The organism is Pseudomonas sediminis (genome assembly GCF_002741105.1).
Taxonomy (GTDB): Bacteria; Pseudomonadota; Gammaproteobacteria; order Pseudomonadales; family Pseudomonadaceae; genus Aquipseudomonas; species Aquipseudomonas sediminis.
Genome location: NZ_NIQU01000004.1, coordinates 322,078 through 336,733 on the forward strand (window position 1 = coordinate 322,078; position 14,656 = coordinate 336,733).

The following is a 14,656-nucleotide window of genomic DNA, read 5'->3' on the forward strand; positions in this document are numbered from 1 at the left end:
GATAGATGACCAATAGTGTGACAACGCAAAAAGCAAAACGCCCATCACGAGGACGGGCGTTTTGCCAAACCAGCCAGCGAGACTTACTTGCCGTAGACCTGCTCCGGCAGCCAAGTGATCAGCCCTGGGAAGATATAGGCGATCACCAGCAGCAGAATCTGGATCAGGATGAACGGCACCACACCTTTGTAGATGGTACTGGTGGGAATGCTCGCCGGTGTCACGCCACGCAGATAGAACAGCGCGAAGCCGAATGGCGGAGTGAGGAAGGAGGTTTGCAGGTTGAGTGCGATCATCACGCCCAGCCAGATCGGATCGAGCCCCATGGCCAGCAGTACCGGCCCGACGATCGGCACCACCACGAAGGTGATCTCGATGAAGTCGAGAATGAAGCCGAGCAGGAAGATCACCACCATCACCAGGAAGAACGCACCGAGCACACCACCTGGCAGCTGGGCGAACACGTCCTCGATCAGCGCCTCACCGCCGAAGCCGCGGAACACCAGGGAGAACAGCGACGCGCCGATCAGGATCATGAAGACCATGGCACTGATTTCGGTGGTGCCGTAGGCCACCTCCTTGAGCTGGCCGAAGTTCAGCTTGCCCTTGCTGAAGGCCAGCAGCATCGCGCCTACGGCGCCCAGCGCTGCTGCTTCGGTCGGCGTAGCGTAGCCAGCCAGGATCGAGCCCAGTACCGCGCCAATCAGGATCAGCGGCGGAATCAACGCCCTGCCCAGCTTGCCCCACTCGATAGGGCCGAGCTCTTCTTGCGGCAGCGCCGGCAGTTTCTTCGGCTGCAGGATGGCGACGGCAATGATGTAGACGATATACAGGCCGACCAGCAACAGACCGGGCAGCAGAGCACCGACGAACAGGTCGCCAACCGAGACGGTCTTCGGCGAGAAGATGCCCATCTTCAGCTGCGCCTGCTGATAGGCGCTGGACATCACGTCACCCAGCAGCACCAGCACGATGGACGGAGGAATGATCTGCCCCAGGGTGCCGGTAGCAGCCAGAGTGCCGGTGGAAATGGCCGGATCATAGCCACGGCGCAACATGGTCGGCAGTGCCAGCAGGCCCATGGTCACCACGGTGGCACCGACGATACCGGTGGAAGCAGCGAGCAGGGCACCGACCACGCACACGGAGATGGCCAGGCCGCCACGCAGGGTGCCGAACAGACGCGACATGGACTCGAGCAGATCCTCGGCCACCCGTGAACGTTCCAGCATCACCCCCATGAACACGAACAGCGGCACGGCGAGCATCGTCTGGTTGTTCATGATGCCGAACAGACGGTTCGGCAGGGCGCTGAGGTAACCAGGATCAAAGGTGCCCGTGACGACACCGATGGCGGCGAACAGCAGAGAAACGCCAGCCAGGGTGAACGCTACCGGGAAGCCGGCCATCAAGGCCACGCAAATACTGACGAACAGCAGAATCGCCATCAACTCAGCCATGTTTCACCTCCGGAGCTGGCAGGCGACCGCTGAAGACGTAGATTGCCTTGATCAGATTGGAAATACCTTGCAGTACCAGGCTGACGACCAGTACCAGGATGATGCTTTTCTGCAGGTAGACGAACTTGAGGCCGCCAGATTCGCTGGACGCTTCGAAAGTCGACCAGGAGTTGCTGACGTAATCCCAACTGGCCCAACCGAGGAATAGCGCGACTGGCAGCAGGAACAGCAGATTACCGAAGATCTCGACCAGCGCCTGACGGCGGCCGCTGAACTTCTGGTAGAAGATGTCCACACGCACGTGTCCGTTGCGTTGCAGCACCCAGGCCGCTGCGCCCATGAACACCAGTGCGTGAGCGTACAGCACCGCTTCCTGCAGGGCAGTCGCGCCGATACCGAAACCGTAGCGCAGCACCACGACGATGGCTGTACCGATTACCAAAAATACCGTCAGCCAGGCGCAGGCCTTGCCGAACCAGCTGTTCAGCGCATCGATCAGATATGCAAGAGCGAGGGGAAATGAAGGCTTGTCGGACATAGTGAGTCCTTTATCGTTATGAGTAGGAGACAGGACAGCAAACCTGTTGGCTGCATATCACGCCGCCCGCGTCCTTATGGGCCGCAGGCCGGCGATTCTATGCAGGCTACTAGTATTGCAGCAATGCCCGTACAACTTTAGTCGTAGTAGCTAGGCTTGTAGGTCACGACCCCCTATGTTATTCACGCCCGGTCTGCCTTCGGCGATCCCGTGGTAAGACCAATACAACAAGAAGGAGCATTGCATGAAACGTCGCGACATACTCGCCGCAGCGGGCGTAGGCCTTGCAGCAACCGCACTGGCTGGCTGTAAAGAAGAAGCCAAAAGCGCCGCAGCACCTCAAGAGGGTTCGAGTTCTCAGACCTTCAACTGGAAGATGGTCACCTCCTGGCCGAAAAACTTCCCGGGCGTCGGCGTGGGGGCCGAGCGCTTCGCCAAGCTGGTCGATGAAATGAGTAACGGCCGCCTGAAGGTCAAGGTATACGCAGCCGGTGAACTGGTACCGGCCCTGGAAGTATTCGATGCAGTCTCTCGCGGCACCGCCGAGATGGGTCACGGTGCGCCGTACTACTGGAAAGGCAAGGTGCCGGCGGCTCAGTTCTTCTGCGCCTCGCCGTTCGGCCCGAATGCCCAGGAAATGAATGCCTGGCTGCACCGTGGCGGCGGTCAGCAGCTGTGGGAAGAGGTCTACAAACCGTTCGGCGTACTGCCGATGGCCTGCGGCAACACCGGCGTGCAGACCGCCGGCTGGTTCAACAAGGAAATGAACTCGGTCGACGACTTCAAAGGCCTGAAGATGCGTACCCCGGGTCTGGGTGGCGAAGTGCTGACCAAGATGGGCGGTACCGTGGTCAACATGCCGGCCGGTGAAATCTTCACCGCCATGCAGACCGGCGCCATCGACGCCACCGAGTGGATCGGCCCATACAACGACCTGGCCCTCGGCCTGCACAAAGCAGCCAAGTACTACTACACCCCGGGCTGGCAGGAGCCGAGCGTTCTGTTCGAACTGGACGTCAACATCAAGGCCTGGGAAACCCTGCCGCCAGATCTGCAAGCCATCGTTCGCGCGGCTGCTCGTGACGTCAACGGCGACATGCTCGACGATTACAACGCCAAGAACATGGAGGCCATGGAGCAGCTCAAGGCCGACGGCGTGGAAGTTCGCCGCCTGCCGGACGAAGTCCTGGCACGCCTGAAGGAAGTGGCTGCCGAGGTAGTCGATGCCAGCGCTGCGGCCGATCCGGCGGCAACCAAAGTCTGGGAACATCAGAAGGCCTATCTCAAGCGCCTGTACGAATACGCGGAAAGCAACGAGAAGGATATCTACAACATCCGCGGCTGACCGCTCAGGGCAAAACAAAACGCCGGCTTCTAGCCGGCGTTTTCGTTACTGCAATTCAGAAAGCGGTCAGCCTCGACGCGGCGGCACCGGACGAGTGCGGCCACTGCCGTCGATGGCGACAAACACAAATACCGCTTCGGTGACCTTGCGCCACTCGTTGGACAGCGGATCGTCGCTCCACACCTCGACCATCATCTGAATCGAACTGCGGCCGATCTCCAGCGCCTGGGTGTAGAACGAGAGCTGCGCGCCCACCGATACCGGAACCAGAAAGGCCATGCGATCAATGGCGACGGTCGCCACGCGGCCACCTGCAACCTTGCTCGCCATCGCGGTGCCCGCGAGGTCCATCTGCGACACCAGCCAGCCACCGTAGATATCACCGAAACCATTGGTCTCGCGCGGCAACGCGGTGATCTGCAGAGCGAGGTCGCCCTGGGGAATCGGGTCTTCCTGTTCGTAGTCGTTCATCGGTTCGAGACTCGCGGCGCGGTTGTTGTTCTGGGCGCGGAACCCGCATGGCACACGGGCGCAACGAGTATACCGACTGTGCAGTCGACGGGCGACCACTCTGGCGGGGCGCAAAACGCCACAGCCCATGCCCGGTCGGGCAAAACGCACGACCCGGCAAACCTCATTCGGGCAGTATGCCTACCACAAAACGCCATCACTAAATCGTAAGAGAATGATTTTAAAGGACTTTTAGTAAACAAAAAGTCTGGCACGGGTGCTGCACTACTCCTAGTACGTAACTGGTCATGTACCGGTTGCAATGCAGAAATAAGGAAGAGACGGATATGCCACACACCCGAGCCATCCGCCTCCCACGCAACAGGAGAACCGCCATGTGGATAGTTGCTCTGGTGCTCGCCACCCTGCTGCTTCTGCTCAGTCTGACGCTCGCAAGCGTTGTACTGATTGGCCAGACCCTGTGCGCAAGCCGCAATACCGCCGAGCTGGAGCTGCCTACGGGCGCCGCGCCCCAGCCTGTGGACCCGAGCAACGCGCAAGACCCCTGGCCTGCCTGGGCCATTACCCACTGATCCATCAAGGAGAAACACCATGCTTAGTTGGGCAGTCACTTTCCTGATCATCGCCATCATCGCCGCAGTACTGGGCTTCGGTGGTATCGCCGGCACCGCTGCAGGTATCGCCAAGATTCTATTCGTGGTGTTCCTGGTGCTGTTCATCGTCTCGTTTGTCATGGGCCGCCGCCCGCGCCTCTAGGGAGACATAGATGCAATCGATCCACGCCATTGCCGCCGCCCTGCTGATGGGCGGCGCCCTGGCGGCTCAGGCCGCCGACCGCGACGCCAGTTTCCATCCAGGCGAGCTGCTCACCAGCAACACCGAGTACCGTGAAGCCTGGCAGGATCTGGTGAAGAACGAAGAGCGCTTGCCGGACTGGCTGATCAACCTCAGCGGCCTGTCCACTCCCATGCAGACAGTGGAAGCCGATAGCGATCGCTATCTGGTTGGCCAGATCTGCGAAGCGAACAGATGCTTCAATCAGCGCGCCTATGTCGCCTTCGAATGGGAAGACGACGATGCCTACGCGCTGTATGTGCAGGTACCGGATGGCCTGCCGGAAGACCGCGCGCCAAGCGAGCATGCCAGCCTGCGTTGGCTGGGCGAGCCGGACGAGGAAATCCAGCAGATGCTGATGGAACAGCTGCGCAGCGATCCCAACTGGTATTGAGTGACGGCAGTTTGCCGGCTGTCCCACAGACACCGCCGGCACGTTATCATCCCCCGCCATAACGGCATGCCCTCCTTCATCTGGCGCTTTGCGCCATCTTCTTCCTCAGGGAGAAGGCGATCAGGGAAGGCTTCGCTTGCCAATCTAGGGGGATCGCAATGCTCAACGGCCTGTGGCTGAGCTTTTTTCTGCTGGGAGCCGCTGCCGCTCTGGCACGCTGGCTGATTGGCGGTGATGCAGCCGTATTCGGCGCCATGGTCGAAAGCCTGTTCGCCATGGCCAAGCTCTCGGTGGAGCTGATGGTGGTGCTGTTCGGCACCCTGACACTCTGGCTGGGGCTACTGCGCATCGCCGAGAAGGCCGGGCTGGTCGATCTGCTCGCACGCATGCTGGGCCCATTGTTCGCCCGCCTGATGCCTGAAGTGCCACGCGGCCATCCAGCGTTGGGGCTGATCAGCATGAACTTCGCCGCCAATGGCTTGGGTCTGGACAATGCAGCCACGCCCATTGGTCTCAAGGCCATGCGCGCCTTGCAGGATCTCAACCCCAGCGCCACCACGGCGAGCAATGCACAGATCCTGTTCCTGGTACTCAATACCTCCTCACTGACCCTGCTGCCGGTATCGATCTTCATGTACCGCGTGCAGCAAGGTGCTGAAGATCCCACCCTGGTATTTCTGCCGATCCTGCTGGCGACCAGCGCGTCGACCCTGGCAGGCCTGCTGGCGGTATCGGTGATGCAACGCCTGCGTTTGTGGGACCCGGTGGTGCTGGCCTACCTGATTCCTACCGCGCTGCTGCTCGGCGGCTTCATGGCCCTGCTCGCCGGCATGAGCGCCACGGCGCTGGCGGCGCTGTCATCGCTGCTCGGTAACCTCACCCTGTTCGGCTTGATCCTGATGTTTCTGGTGGTTGGCGCGCTGCGCAAGGTGGCGGTGTACGAGAGCTTCATCGACGGTGCCAAGGAAGGCTTCGACGTGGCCAAAAGCCTGCTGCCGTATCTGGTCGCCATGCTCTGCGCCATCGGCGTTCTGCGCGCATCCGGCGCGCTGGATTTCGGCCTCGACGGCATTCGCTGGCTGATCGAAGCGCTGGGCTGGGATACCCGCTTCGTCGATGCTCTGCCCACTGCGCTGATGAAACCCTTCTCCGGCGGTGCCGCACGCGCCATGCTGATCGAAACCATGGAGAACTTCGGCGTCGACAGCTTCCCGGCGCTGGTTGCGGCGACGGTGCAGGGCAGTACCGAAACGACGTTCTACGTGCTGGCGGTGTACTTCGGGGCGGTCGGCCTGCAGCGCGCCCGCCACGCCGTGGGCTGCGCCCTGGTCGCCGATGCTGCCGGGATCATCGCCGCCATCGGCGTGTGCTACTGGTTCTTCGGCTAATCGCTGCGAAGTCAGGGCCGCTCAGTCGGCGCCAAACCCCAGTTTGTCGCTCGCCCAGCTCAGCAACGGATCGCTGTGCTGGTATTCGCGCAACGCCAACAGCTTGGGCGCGATGAATGCCTCGAAGTCCTCGGCCTGTTCGAAGTACACCCCGGTGAAAATGGTGAACATCGACTTGTTGCCGACCGTGGCATAGAACAGGTTGCCCACCGGCTCACCGTCCTGGGTCAGCAGCTTGAGGCTGGCGCGGCTGGCCAGCTTGGTGTCCAGCGGCAGATCCTGTTGCACCAACCCGCTGTCACGCAGGCCGAACGAGGCGCCGAACGTCTCGGCGTAGCTGGTCATCAAGGCATCACCGGCGCGCGGGTAGAGAGAGACACCGCTGTAGAGGTAGAACCAGTCGCTGCCCTCGCTCTCGAAACTGAGGTCGATGCTGCGCGCAGCGTAGGTCACCAACTTCTCGTAGCGCCCCTCATCCGGGGCCTCGTAAGCGGCGAAATCCTCGCCACTGAGCAGCAGTCGGCGCTCCTCGGCGAGAGGCGGTTCGTTGTCGACGCAGCCCGCGAGTGCGAGCAGGCTGAGCAGCAGCACGAGTCTGAACATGGCATTCCTCCCTGAATTGGCCCGCGCAGCTTGCCCGAACCGAGCACACCTCGCCAGCGACAGCCCTCGTCGCTGTGCGCGGTGCCACAGCCTTGCGCCTGAGTGCCTGTCAGCTACCGCTCAGGCGAAAGCCGACCTTGAGCGTGACCTGATAGTGCCCCACCTTGCCATTCTCGATATGGCCACGGGTGTCGATCACCTCGAACCAGTCCATGTTGCGCACGCTCTTGGCGCATTCGGCCAGGGCATTTTCGATGGCTTCCTCGATGCTGGTGCGCGACGAGCCGACGATCTCGATCTTCTTGTAGGTGTGGTGAGTGGACATGACGGACTCCTGAGTGGTGAAGGTTCTTGTTCAGACTAGCCCGCCCCGTAGAAGTGTCATCTGTCGCACCCTTATCCGGCCTGCTGGAAAGCCGCCACGGGCTTTCCAGCGCCTGGGCTGGCCTCAGAAGTCCACCTGGTAGCCCAGGGTGAAGGTGCGCCCACGCCCCTTGAAGTTGTAGTCGTTGGCGATACGTGCCGACTGCGAGTAGTAGGTGAAATAGTCCTCGTCGAGCAGGTTGTCGATGCCCAGCGACAGGCTACCCACCGGCAGGCGGCGGCTGACGCTGGCGGAGAGCAGGGCGTAGCCATCGAATTCCAGGCGCGGGTCGTCGAAGCTGCGGCTGACGTAGTAGTTGTATTGCAGGTAGCTCGACCAGTCGTCGTTCCAGTTGGCTTGCCAGCCCAGGCTGTACTGGTCCGGCGAGATGTTCAGGCCGGTCAGGCGAGTATCCACCTTGCCGTCGCCATCGGTGTCGGATTTACCCTGGCTGTGGGCGTAACTGCCGCGCAGGCTGTGGCGGTCATCGATATGCCAGTTGCCGGTCAGCTCGTACCCCTGGATCTCCACTCGCTCGCGGTTGGCGATGTAGTTGCCGTCGCTGTTTACCGACAGGCGCTCGCCGACGCTGGAGAAGGACTCGTAATAGCTCAGTTCCATGTCCACGCGGTCGAAGTTCAGACGCAGGCCCACTTCACGCGAACGGGTGACGATCGGCTCCAGCTCCAGCAGGCTTTCCACCTCCAGCCCCGGTTCGTCCAGCCCGCGCAGCACACGACCGATGTCAGGCATGCCGAAGCCTTCGGAGTAGCCGCCGTAGAGCTGTGCCCAATCGGTGGCCTGATAGGTGAAGCCGTAGTTGCTCAGGGTTTTGCCGAACGACACCTTGCCGCCGGTGACGCTCACCCCACCGGCGTTGTTGGTGCCCCACACGGTGCGGAAGTCATCCACGTCGAGCTCGGAGTGCTCGCGGCGCACGCCAGCCATCAGGGTCAGCTTGTCGGTCAGGTGCAGGTCGCCCTGGAGGAAGCCGGCCTGGTTGTCGTAGGTGGACGGCGGCACGTAGCTACGATTGGTCTGTACCAGCACCTGCTCACCCTTGTCGCGCATCAGGTCGACGCCACCGGTCAGATCCAGCAGACCATCGAACAGGCCTTTGCGGCGCAGGGTCAGCTTGCCACCCCACTTCTCCGAGTCACTGCGGCTTTGCTCCCACAGGGTGCCGACCGGCGCGATGCTGGGGTCCTGGAAGGTCGCTGAGATCAACGCGCCGAACTGGCCACGGTAGCGCTGGTGATAGAGCTGCACGTCGAGCACGTTGCCGTACAGGTCCTGATTGCTGTAGCTGAAGGTGTACTGGCGGTTCTCGTTGAACGCAGGGTCGCCCTGCGGATCGCCCTTGCGCGCAGTGGTGGGAATACCGGCGGCGCGGTTGCCGAGTACCGGCACGTAGTCGTTGTTGCCCTTGAGCTCGTAATGGTTGGCACTGAATTGCAGGTGCTGCACCTCGTCGATCCAGTAGCCGAGCTTGAACATCAGATCGTGGTCGCGGGTGTCCTGGATCTCGCCCGGGTAGGCGACGCCAATCAGCTCATCGTTGGCATCGTAGAACGCACCGCGCTCCTGCCAGGTGGCACCAAACAGCGTCTCCCAGTTACCCTGCTGGGCGCTGAACCGGTAGTTCATCTTGTAGCTCAGGCCATCCTTGCTGAAGCGGTCGTCGCTCTCCAGGCTGACCCCGGCGTGCTGGCTGACGCCGTTACCTTCAGGCCGACGGCTGATGAAGTTGACGATGCCGCCGGTGGCGCCGCCGCCGTGCTCGGCCGAGGCGCCATGAATCACCTCGATGCGCTCGATCTGTGCCAGGTCGATGGTGTAGCTGCTGCGCCCGTCGTTGCGGATCGAACTGGCTTGCGGCACGCCGTCGACAAGAAACTGAGGGGTGCGCCCACGCAGCGTCTCACCGGCATTGGACATCTTCTGCCGACTCGGCGAGTAGGACGGAATCAGGTTGCTCAGCACCTGCCCTGGGTCGCTGCTCAGCGCCAGCTGCTGCTCGATCTGCTGGCGATCGATGACGGTCACGCGCTGCGTGGTCTCGCCCACTGCACTGTCACTGCGCAGAGTGCTGACGGTCATCGCTTCCAGCTGCAACACATCACTACCCAGCTTACTTGGCGCGGGCAGCGCTTCGAGGCCGTAGACCCCCTCGGCCTGGCGCACCGCGCGCAAGCCACTGCCCTGCAGCAGACGGGCAAAGCCATCCTCGACCTGATAGGGGCCCTGCAGACCCGGGCTGCTTTGCCCCTGCAGCGCGCTGGCATCGAACGACAACGCCACGCCGGCGGCGCTGGCATAACGGTTGAGCACCTCGGCCAGCGGGCCGGCAGCGATGTCGAAAACCTGTGTCTGCACGGCAGGCTCGGCGGGTGCAGCGCTGGCCAGCGGCACGGCCAGCGCCAGGCCGGAACAGAGCAGGGCAGTTTGCACAGCGAGGGTTAGCGAATGCAGGTTGCAGCGAGGTTGACGCATGGATTTCCCCTGAGAACGAAAGGCCTGTAGCCGAGATGTCAGGAGGGCCGATCCAGTCGAGAAAAAAGTGCAAACGACAATGAATATTTTTGCTAATTAAACCTTTGGCACCAGCGTTACCCAGTAATCGCTGCGCCTAACCACACGCAGCGGGAAGCTGTGTTCAAGTGCCGCCAGGGCACGATCGGTATCGGCCAACGGGAAGCTGCCGGACACCTTCAACCCGGCCAGGGACGGGTCGATACGCAGCACGCCATGGCGATAGCGCGCCAGTTCGGCGATCACCTCACCCAGCGGCTGATCCAGCGCGATCAGGCTGCCCTGCGTCCAGGCCGTCGTGGCGGCATCGTTGGCACGCGGCGCCCCGAGTCGTTCGGCATCGAAATGCAATTGCTGCCCGGCAAGCAGCGTCTGCATGGCTTGCAGATGCCGCAGCGGCGCGACCTCCACCCGCTGCTCCAGCACCGCAACGCGACAGCCCTGCTCATCGCTGCGCACGCAGAACCGCGCGCCCTCGCTGCGAACCACGCCGTGACGGGTTTCCACCAGCAAGGGGCGGGCTTCGTCGAGGCTTTGGATCAGCGCCTCGCCACTGACCAGGCGCAACAGGCGGCGCTGCCCATCGACATGCCATTGCGCGGCGCTGGCCGTGCCCAGCATCAGCTGGCTGCCATCGCTCAACTGCCATTGGCGGCGCTCACCCACGGCACTGCGGTAGTCGGCCAGCCAGTAGCGCCGCGTATCGCTGTGCCAGGCGAACCAACCCAGCGGCAGCGCCAGGCCGACCAACGCCAGGCTGCCAAGCAGGTGGCGCCGGCCATGGTCGACGCCACGCAGGGTCGACGAAGCAATGGGGCCGGGCAGCAGGCCCAGTTGTTCACGCAGTTGCTCGATCTGCTGCCAGGCCTGGCGATGAAGCTCGTCGGCGTCGTACCAGCGCTGCCAGGCCTGCTGCTCATGGGCATCGTTGTCGCCGGCGCACAGCCGCGCGTACCAGCTGCTGGCGGCCTTGAGCGCCGCGCGCTGCGCCTCGGTCACGGCTGCCAGCCTGCCTGCAGCAGGCAGCAATGCTCCACGGCGCGGGCCATGTAGGTGTTCACGCTGCGCAGGGAAATACCCAGCCGCGCGGCAATCTGCGCGTAGGTGAGGCCGTCGAGCTGGGACAGGATGAATACCTCACGCACCGTGCGGCCGAGGCCGGCGAGCAGGCGGTCGACCTCCATCAGCGCTTCGAGGAGCAGCGCCTGATGCTCGGCGCTGGGGTGTTCGGCCTGCGGCTGATTGGCCAGCGCTTCGAGATAGGCTTGCTCCAACGAGCGCCGACGCAGGAAATCGACCATCAACCCACGCGCCACGGTGGCCAGGTAATCACGTGGCTCACGAATGCTCGCCGCATTGCCGGCGCGCAGCAGACGCACGAAAGTGTCCTGCGCCAGATCGGCGGCATCGCAGCCGTTGCCCAGACGCCGACGCAGCCAGCCTTGCAGCCAGTTGTGATGGTCACGGTAGAGGGTGTGCAGCACCTGGGCGTCGGCGGGCATAGCGCGATTTCATATCAAATGACAATGAATTGCATTGTCATCCGTACCTCATCGACTTGGCAACACCGCCGGCGCTACGTCAGCTCGCGCCTCAGCCACTGCGCCAGGCGCTCGCTGCGGGGGTCGGCGCGACGCGTCCACAGCGCCAGGCAGCCCGTGGTTTCGACGAAGCCCCAGGGCGCGAACAGGCGGCCAGCACGCAGGTCGTCAGCAACCAGCGTTTGCGGCGCAATGGCCACACCGAGACCCGCAGCGGCAGCCTCCAGCAGATAGTAGAGATGCTCGAAACCCTGGCCCTGCTGCAGTCGCTCGGATGCCAGCCCTTGGGCACGGGCCCACTGCGGCCAGGCCTGCGGGCGCGAGGTGGTGTGCAGCAGTGGCTCAGCGTATAGCGCATCGGCGGTGGCCGAACTCAACTGCGCGTGGTTGGCATAGCGCGGGCTGAGTACCGGACCGATACGCTCGGGCGCCAGCTCGAAGACCTGCATGTCGCTCGGCCACGGCGGATCGGCAAACAGCAGAGTGGCGTCCACCTCGGCGCTGCGCGGGTCCAGCTCGCCCTGGCTGGCCGACAGTTGCAGGCGCAGTTCGGGCAGCTCGCGCTGCAGGCGATCCAGGCGCGGGATGAACCAGCGCGCCAGCAGGCTGCCGGGGCAGCCAAGGACGAAGGGGCGCTCTTCGGTTTCACGGCGCAAATCAGCACAAACGCTACTCAGACGCTCGAAGCTCTCAGTGGTGACATCACGCAGGCGCAAGCCGGCATCAGTGAGTTTTACGCCACGCCCGTCCTTGTCGAACAGGCTAACACCGAGCTGTTCTTCCAGGGCACGAATCTGCCGGCTGATCGCACCGTGGGTGACATGCAGCTCCTCACCTGCCTTGCTGATACTTTGCAGGCGTGCGGCGGCCTCAAAGGCGCGCAGAGCGTTGAGCGGGGGCAGTTCTCGGCTCATGGTTATGTGACTTTTTCTGACGTGTTACTGCAATCTAATCGCTTTTCACCGCGTCGGCCAGCGGTAGAATGGCCCCATCACCCACTCGCCCTGCCAGCCCAGTGCTGTCGACAAGGAGCACGCCATGACCTCATTTCGCACCGGCCCCGACGCTCGCGGCCTGTTCGGCCGCTTCGGCGGTCAGTTCGTCGCCGAAACCCTGATGCCGCTGATCAACTCGCTGGCCGCCGAATACGAGAAGGCCAAGAACGATCCGGCCTTCCTCGAAGAACTGGCCTACTTCCAGCGCGACTACATCGGCCGCGCCAGCCCGCTGTACTACGCCGAGCGACTCTCCGAGCACTTCGGCGGAGCGAAGATCTACCTCAAGCGCGAAGACCTGAACCACACCGGCGCGCACAAGATCAACAACTGCATCGGCCAGATCCTCCTGGCCAAGCGCATGGGCAAGCAGCGCATCATCGCCGAGACCGGCGCCGGCATGCACGGCGTGGCCACCGCCACCGTGGCTGCGCGCTTCGGCATGCAGTGCGTGGTGTACATGGGCACCACCGACATTGATCGCCAACAGGCCAACGTCTTCCGCATGAAACTGCTCGGCGCCGAGGTGATCCCGGTCACCGCCGGCACCGGTACCCTCAAGGACGCCATGAACGAGGCCCTGCGCGACTGGGTGACCAACGTCCACAACACCTTCTACCTGATCGGCACCGCCGCCGGCCCGCATCCGTACCCGGCCATGGTGCGTGACTTCCAGTCGGTGATCGGCAACGAAGTGCGTGAGCAGATTCTCGAGAAGGAAGGGCGCCTGCCCGACTCGCTGGTGGCCTGCATCGGCGGCGGCTCCAACGCCATCGGCCTGTTCCACCCGTTCCTCGATGACCAAGGCGTACAGATCGTCGGCGTCGAGGCGGCTGGCCATGGCGTCGACACCGGCAAGCATGCGGCGAGCATGGCTGGCGGCGCGCCGGGCGTACTGCACGGCAACCGCACCTTCCTGCTGCAGGACGAGGACGGCCAGATCACCGATGCCCACTCGATTTCCGCCGGCCTCGACTATCCCGGCGTTGGCCCGGAACACGCCTGGTTGCACGAGATCAAGCGCGTCGAATACGTGCCGATCAGCGATGACGAAGCCCTCGAAGCCTTCCACCACTGCTGCCGCCTGGAAGGCATCATCCCGGCCCTGGAAAGCGCCCACGCACTGGCCGAAGCCTTCAAACGCGCACCGAAGCTGCCCAAGGATCACCTGATGGTGATCAACCTGTCCGGTCGTGGCGACAAGGACATGCAGACCGTGATGCACCACATGCAGGACAACCAGGAGAAGCACGCATGAGCCGCCTGCAGAACCGTTTCGCCGAACTGAAAGCGGAAAACCGCGCCGCGCTGGTGACCTTCATCACCGCTGGTGATCCCGACTACGCCACCTCGCTGAGCATCCTCAAGGGCCTGCCGGACGCTGGCGCCGACGTGATCGAACTGGGCATGCCGTTCACCGATCCGATGGCCGACGGCCCAGCCATTCAGCTCGCCAACATCCGCGCGCTGGCCGGCAAGCAGGGCATGCAGCAGACACTGCAGATGGTTCGTGAATTCCGCCAAGGCAACCAGAGCACGCCGCTGGTGCTGATGGGCTACTACAACCCGATCTTCGTCTACGGCGTCGAGCGTTTCATCGCCGACGCCAAAGAGGCCGGTGTCGACGGCCTGATCGTGGTCGACCTGCCGCCGGAGCATAACGACGAGCTGTGCGAGCCGGCGCAGAGCGCGGGTATCGACTTCATCCGCCTGACCACGCCGACCACCGACGACGACCGCCTGCCCACCGTGCTGGCTGGCAGCTCCGGCTTCGTCTACTACGTGTCGGTCGCGGGTGTCACCGGTGCAGGTGCGGCGACCATGGATCACGTCGAGGAAGCCGTGGCGCGCCTGCGTCGCCACACCGACCTGCCGGTGTGCATCGGCTTCGGCATTCGCACTCCGGAGCACGCCGCCGAAGTGGCCAAGCGCGCCGAAGGCGCGGTGGTCGGCTCGGCACTGATCGACAAGATCGCCGAGGCGAAAAGCCCGCAGCAGGCCATCGACGGCGTGCTCGGCCTGTGCCGCGAGCTGGCCGAAGGGGTGCGTGGCGCGCGTCGCTGACCCGCTCTCTGGCATACGAAAAAAGCCGCTGACGGAGCAATCTGTCAGCGGCTTTTTCGTATGCATCTCGCGCCTATGACTCGGCGGCCTTGAGCGAGCGCAGCGATCCCCGGGAATTGTCTGATGA

16 protein-coding genes are annotated in these 14,656 nt (G+C 63.2%); 7 read left to right on the top strand and 9 right to left on the bottom strand.

Annotation, left to right across the window (positions count from 1 at the left end; genetic code table 11):
- Positions 1–83: 83 nt before the first annotated feature.
- Together CDO35_RS12115 and CDO35_RS12120 are read right to left on the bottom strand one after the other, a co-directional pair.
- Positions 84–1,460: a TRAP transporter large permease gene (locus CDO35_RS12115; protein ID WP_099524984.1), complete on the bottom strand. Its 1,377-nt coding sequence runs from the start codon at positions 1,458–1,460 to the stop codon at positions 84–86.
- On the bottom strand, positions 1,453–1,998 hold the full coding sequence (locus tag CDO35_RS12120; RefSeq protein ID WP_099524985.1) for a TRAP transporter small permease subunit: 546 nt from the start codon (positions 1,996–1,998) through the stop codon (positions 1,453–1,455). The genes CDO35_RS12115 and CDO35_RS12120 overlap by 8 nt, the downstream gene beginning before the upstream one ends.
- Positions 1,999–2,242: 244 nt before the next feature.
- On the opposite strand from CDO35_RS12120, the gene CDO35_RS12125 reads away from it, so the two are divergent.
- A complete protein-coding gene (locus CDO35_RS12125) occupies positions 2,243–3,343 on the top strand; it encodes a TRAP transporter substrate-binding protein (protein ID WP_099524986.1) in 1,101 nt (366 codons plus the stop codon).
- Between the two features lie 66 nt (positions 3,344–3,409).
- Here the strand turns inward: CDO35_RS12125 and CDO35_RS12130 are convergent, their stop codons facing one another.
- Positions 3,410–3,814: an acyl-CoA thioesterase gene (locus CDO35_RS12130; protein WP_017676341.1), complete on the bottom strand. Its 405-nt coding sequence runs from the start codon at positions 3,812–3,814 to the stop codon at positions 3,410–3,412.
- A 374-nt stretch (positions 3,815–4,188) separates the two neighbouring features.
- On the opposite strand from CDO35_RS12130, the gene CDO35_RS12135 reads away from it, so the two are divergent.
- The 4 genes from CDO35_RS12135 to CDO35_RS12150 all read left to right on the top strand — a co-directional run bounded on the left by CDO35_RS12135 (position 4,189) and on the right by CDO35_RS12150 (position 6,430).
- Positions 4,189–4,386, top strand: coding sequence for a hypothetical protein (locus CDO35_RS12135; RefSeq protein WP_099524987.1), 198 nt, complete (start codon positions 4,189–4,191; stop codon positions 4,384–4,386).
- A gap of 19 nt (positions 4,387–4,405) precedes the next feature.
- Positions 4,406–4,570, top strand: coding sequence for a DUF1328 domain-containing protein (locus CDO35_RS12140; RefSeq protein ID WP_017676339.1), 165 nt, complete (start codon positions 4,406–4,408; stop codon positions 4,568–4,570).
- Positions 4,571–4,580: 10 nt separating this feature from the next.
- The gene (locus CDO35_RS12145; RefSeq protein ID WP_099524988.1) at positions 4,581–5,042 is read left to right on the top strand and encodes an inhibitor of vertebrate lysozyme family protein; all 462 of its coding nucleotides are present in this window, start codon (positions 4,581–4,583) and stop codon (positions 5,040–5,042) included.
- Between the two features lie 158 nt (positions 5,043–5,200).
- Positions 5,201–6,430 carry a nucleoside recognition domain-containing protein gene (locus CDO35_RS12150; protein WP_099524989.1) on the top strand — a complete coding sequence of 410 codons (1,230 nt, stop codon included), beginning with the start codon at positions 5,201–5,203 and terminating at the stop codon, positions 6,428–6,430.
- Between the two features lie 21 nt (positions 6,431–6,451).
- On the opposite strand, the gene CDO35_RS12155 is transcribed toward CDO35_RS12150, so the two are convergent.
- The 6 genes from CDO35_RS12155 to CDO35_RS12180 form a co-directional block, all read right to left on the bottom strand.
- A complete protein-coding gene (locus CDO35_RS12155) occupies positions 6,452–7,033 on the bottom strand; it encodes a hypothetical protein (protein ID WP_099524990.1) in 582 nt (193 codons plus the stop codon).
- Between the two features lie 109 nt (positions 7,034–7,142).
- Positions 7,143–7,358 (bottom strand): dodecin, encoded by a 216-nt coding sequence (locus CDO35_RS12160; protein ID WP_099524991.1) that lies wholly within the window; start codon positions 7,356–7,358, stop codon positions 7,143–7,145.
- Between the two features lie 123 nt (positions 7,359–7,481).
- The gene (locus CDO35_RS12165) at positions 7,482–9,890 is read right to left on the bottom strand and encodes a TonB-dependent receptor (protein WP_099524992.1); all 2,409 of its coding nucleotides are present in this window, start codon (positions 9,888–9,890) and stop codon (positions 7,482–7,484) included.
- 96 nt (positions 9,891–9,986) lie between these two features.
- Positions 9,987–10,928, bottom strand: coding sequence for a FecR domain-containing protein (locus CDO35_RS12170; RefSeq protein ID WP_099524993.1), 942 nt, complete (start codon positions 10,926–10,928; stop codon positions 9,987–9,989).
- The gene (locus CDO35_RS12175) at positions 10,925–11,431 is read right to left on the bottom strand and encodes a sigma-70 family RNA polymerase sigma factor (protein ID WP_099524994.1); all 507 of its coding nucleotides are present in this window, start codon (positions 11,429–11,431) and stop codon (positions 10,925–10,927) included. The genes CDO35_RS12170 and CDO35_RS12175 overlap by 4 nt, the downstream gene beginning before the upstream one ends.
- 74 nt (positions 11,432–11,505) lie before the next feature.
- On the bottom strand, positions 11,506–12,384 hold the full coding sequence (locus CDO35_RS12180; RefSeq protein WP_099524995.1) for a LysR family transcriptional regulator: 879 nt from the start codon (positions 12,382–12,384) through the stop codon (positions 11,506–11,508).
- Between the two features lie 124 nt (positions 12,385–12,508).
- Between CDO35_RS12180 and trpB the strand changes: the two genes are divergently transcribed.
- Together trpB and trpA are read left to right on the top strand one after the other, a co-directional pair.
- Positions 12,509–13,723: a tryptophan synthase subunit beta gene (trpB, locus tag CDO35_RS12185; protein ID WP_099524996.1), complete on the top strand. Its 1,215-nt coding sequence runs from the start codon at positions 12,509–12,511 to the stop codon at positions 13,721–13,723.
- The gene (gene trpA, locus CDO35_RS12190) at positions 13,720–14,529 is read left to right on the top strand and encodes a tryptophan synthase subunit alpha (RefSeq protein ID WP_099524997.1); all 810 of its coding nucleotides are present in this window, start codon (positions 13,720–13,722) and stop codon (positions 14,527–14,529) included. Before trpB ends, trpA begins: the two co-directional genes overlap by 4 nt.
- The last annotated feature ends 127 nt before the right edge of the window (positions 14,530–14,656 follow it).

Bases quoted from the DNA above. Each gene is read 5' to 3' on its own strand.
- CDO35_RS12115 (WP_099524984.1), bottom strand. From the start codon at position 1,460: ATGGCTGAGTTGATGGCGATTCTGCTGTTCGTCAGTATTTGCGTGGCC.
- CDO35_RS12120 (WP_099524985.1), bottom strand. From the start codon at position 1,998: ATGTCCGACAAGCCTTCATTTCCCCTCGCTCTTGCATATCTGATCGAT.
- CDO35_RS12125 (WP_099524986.1), top strand. From the start codon at position 2,243: ATGAAACGTCGCGACATACTCGCCGCAGCGGGCGTAGGCCTTGCAGCA.
- CDO35_RS12130 (WP_017676341.1), bottom strand. From the start codon at position 3,814: ATGAACGACTACGAACAGGAAGACCCGATTCCCCAGGGCGACCTCGCT.
- CDO35_RS12135 (WP_099524987.1), top strand. From the start codon at position 4,189: ATGTGGATAGTTGCTCTGGTGCTCGCCACCCTGCTGCTTCTGCTCAGT.
- CDO35_RS12140 (WP_017676339.1), top strand. From the start codon at position 4,406: ATGCTTAGTTGGGCAGTCACTTTCCTGATCATCGCCATCATCGCCGCA.
- CDO35_RS12145 (WP_099524988.1), top strand. From the start codon at position 4,581: ATGCAATCGATCCACGCCATTGCCGCCGCCCTGCTGATGGGCGGCGCC.
- CDO35_RS12150 (WP_099524989.1), top strand. From the start codon at position 5,201: ATGCTCAACGGCCTGTGGCTGAGCTTTTTTCTGCTGGGAGCCGCTGCC.
- CDO35_RS12155 (WP_099524990.1), bottom strand. From the start codon at position 7,033: ATGTTCAGACTCGTGCTGCTGCTCAGCCTGCTCGCACTCGCGGGCTGC.
- CDO35_RS12160 (WP_099524991.1), bottom strand. From the start codon at position 7,358: ATGTCCACTCACCACACCTACAAGAAGATCGAGATCGTCGGCTCGTCG.
- CDO35_RS12165 (WP_099524992.1), bottom strand. From the start codon at position 9,890: ATGCGTCAACCTCGCTGCAACCTGCATTCGCTAACCCTCGCTGTGCAA.
- CDO35_RS12175 (WP_099524994.1), bottom strand. From the start codon at position 11,431: ATGCCCGCCGACGCCCAGGTGCTGCACACCCTCTACCGTGACCATCAC.
- CDO35_RS12180 (WP_099524995.1), bottom strand. From the start codon at position 12,384: ATGAGCCGAGAACTGCCCCCGCTCAACGCTCTGCGCGCCTTTGAGGCC.
- trpB (WP_099524996.1), top strand. From the start codon at position 12,509: ATGACCTCATTTCGCACCGGCCCCGACGCTCGCGGCCTGTTCGGCCGC.
- trpA (WP_099524997.1), top strand. From the start codon at position 13,720: ATGAGCCGCCTGCAGAACCGTTTCGCCGAACTGAAAGCGGAAAACCGC.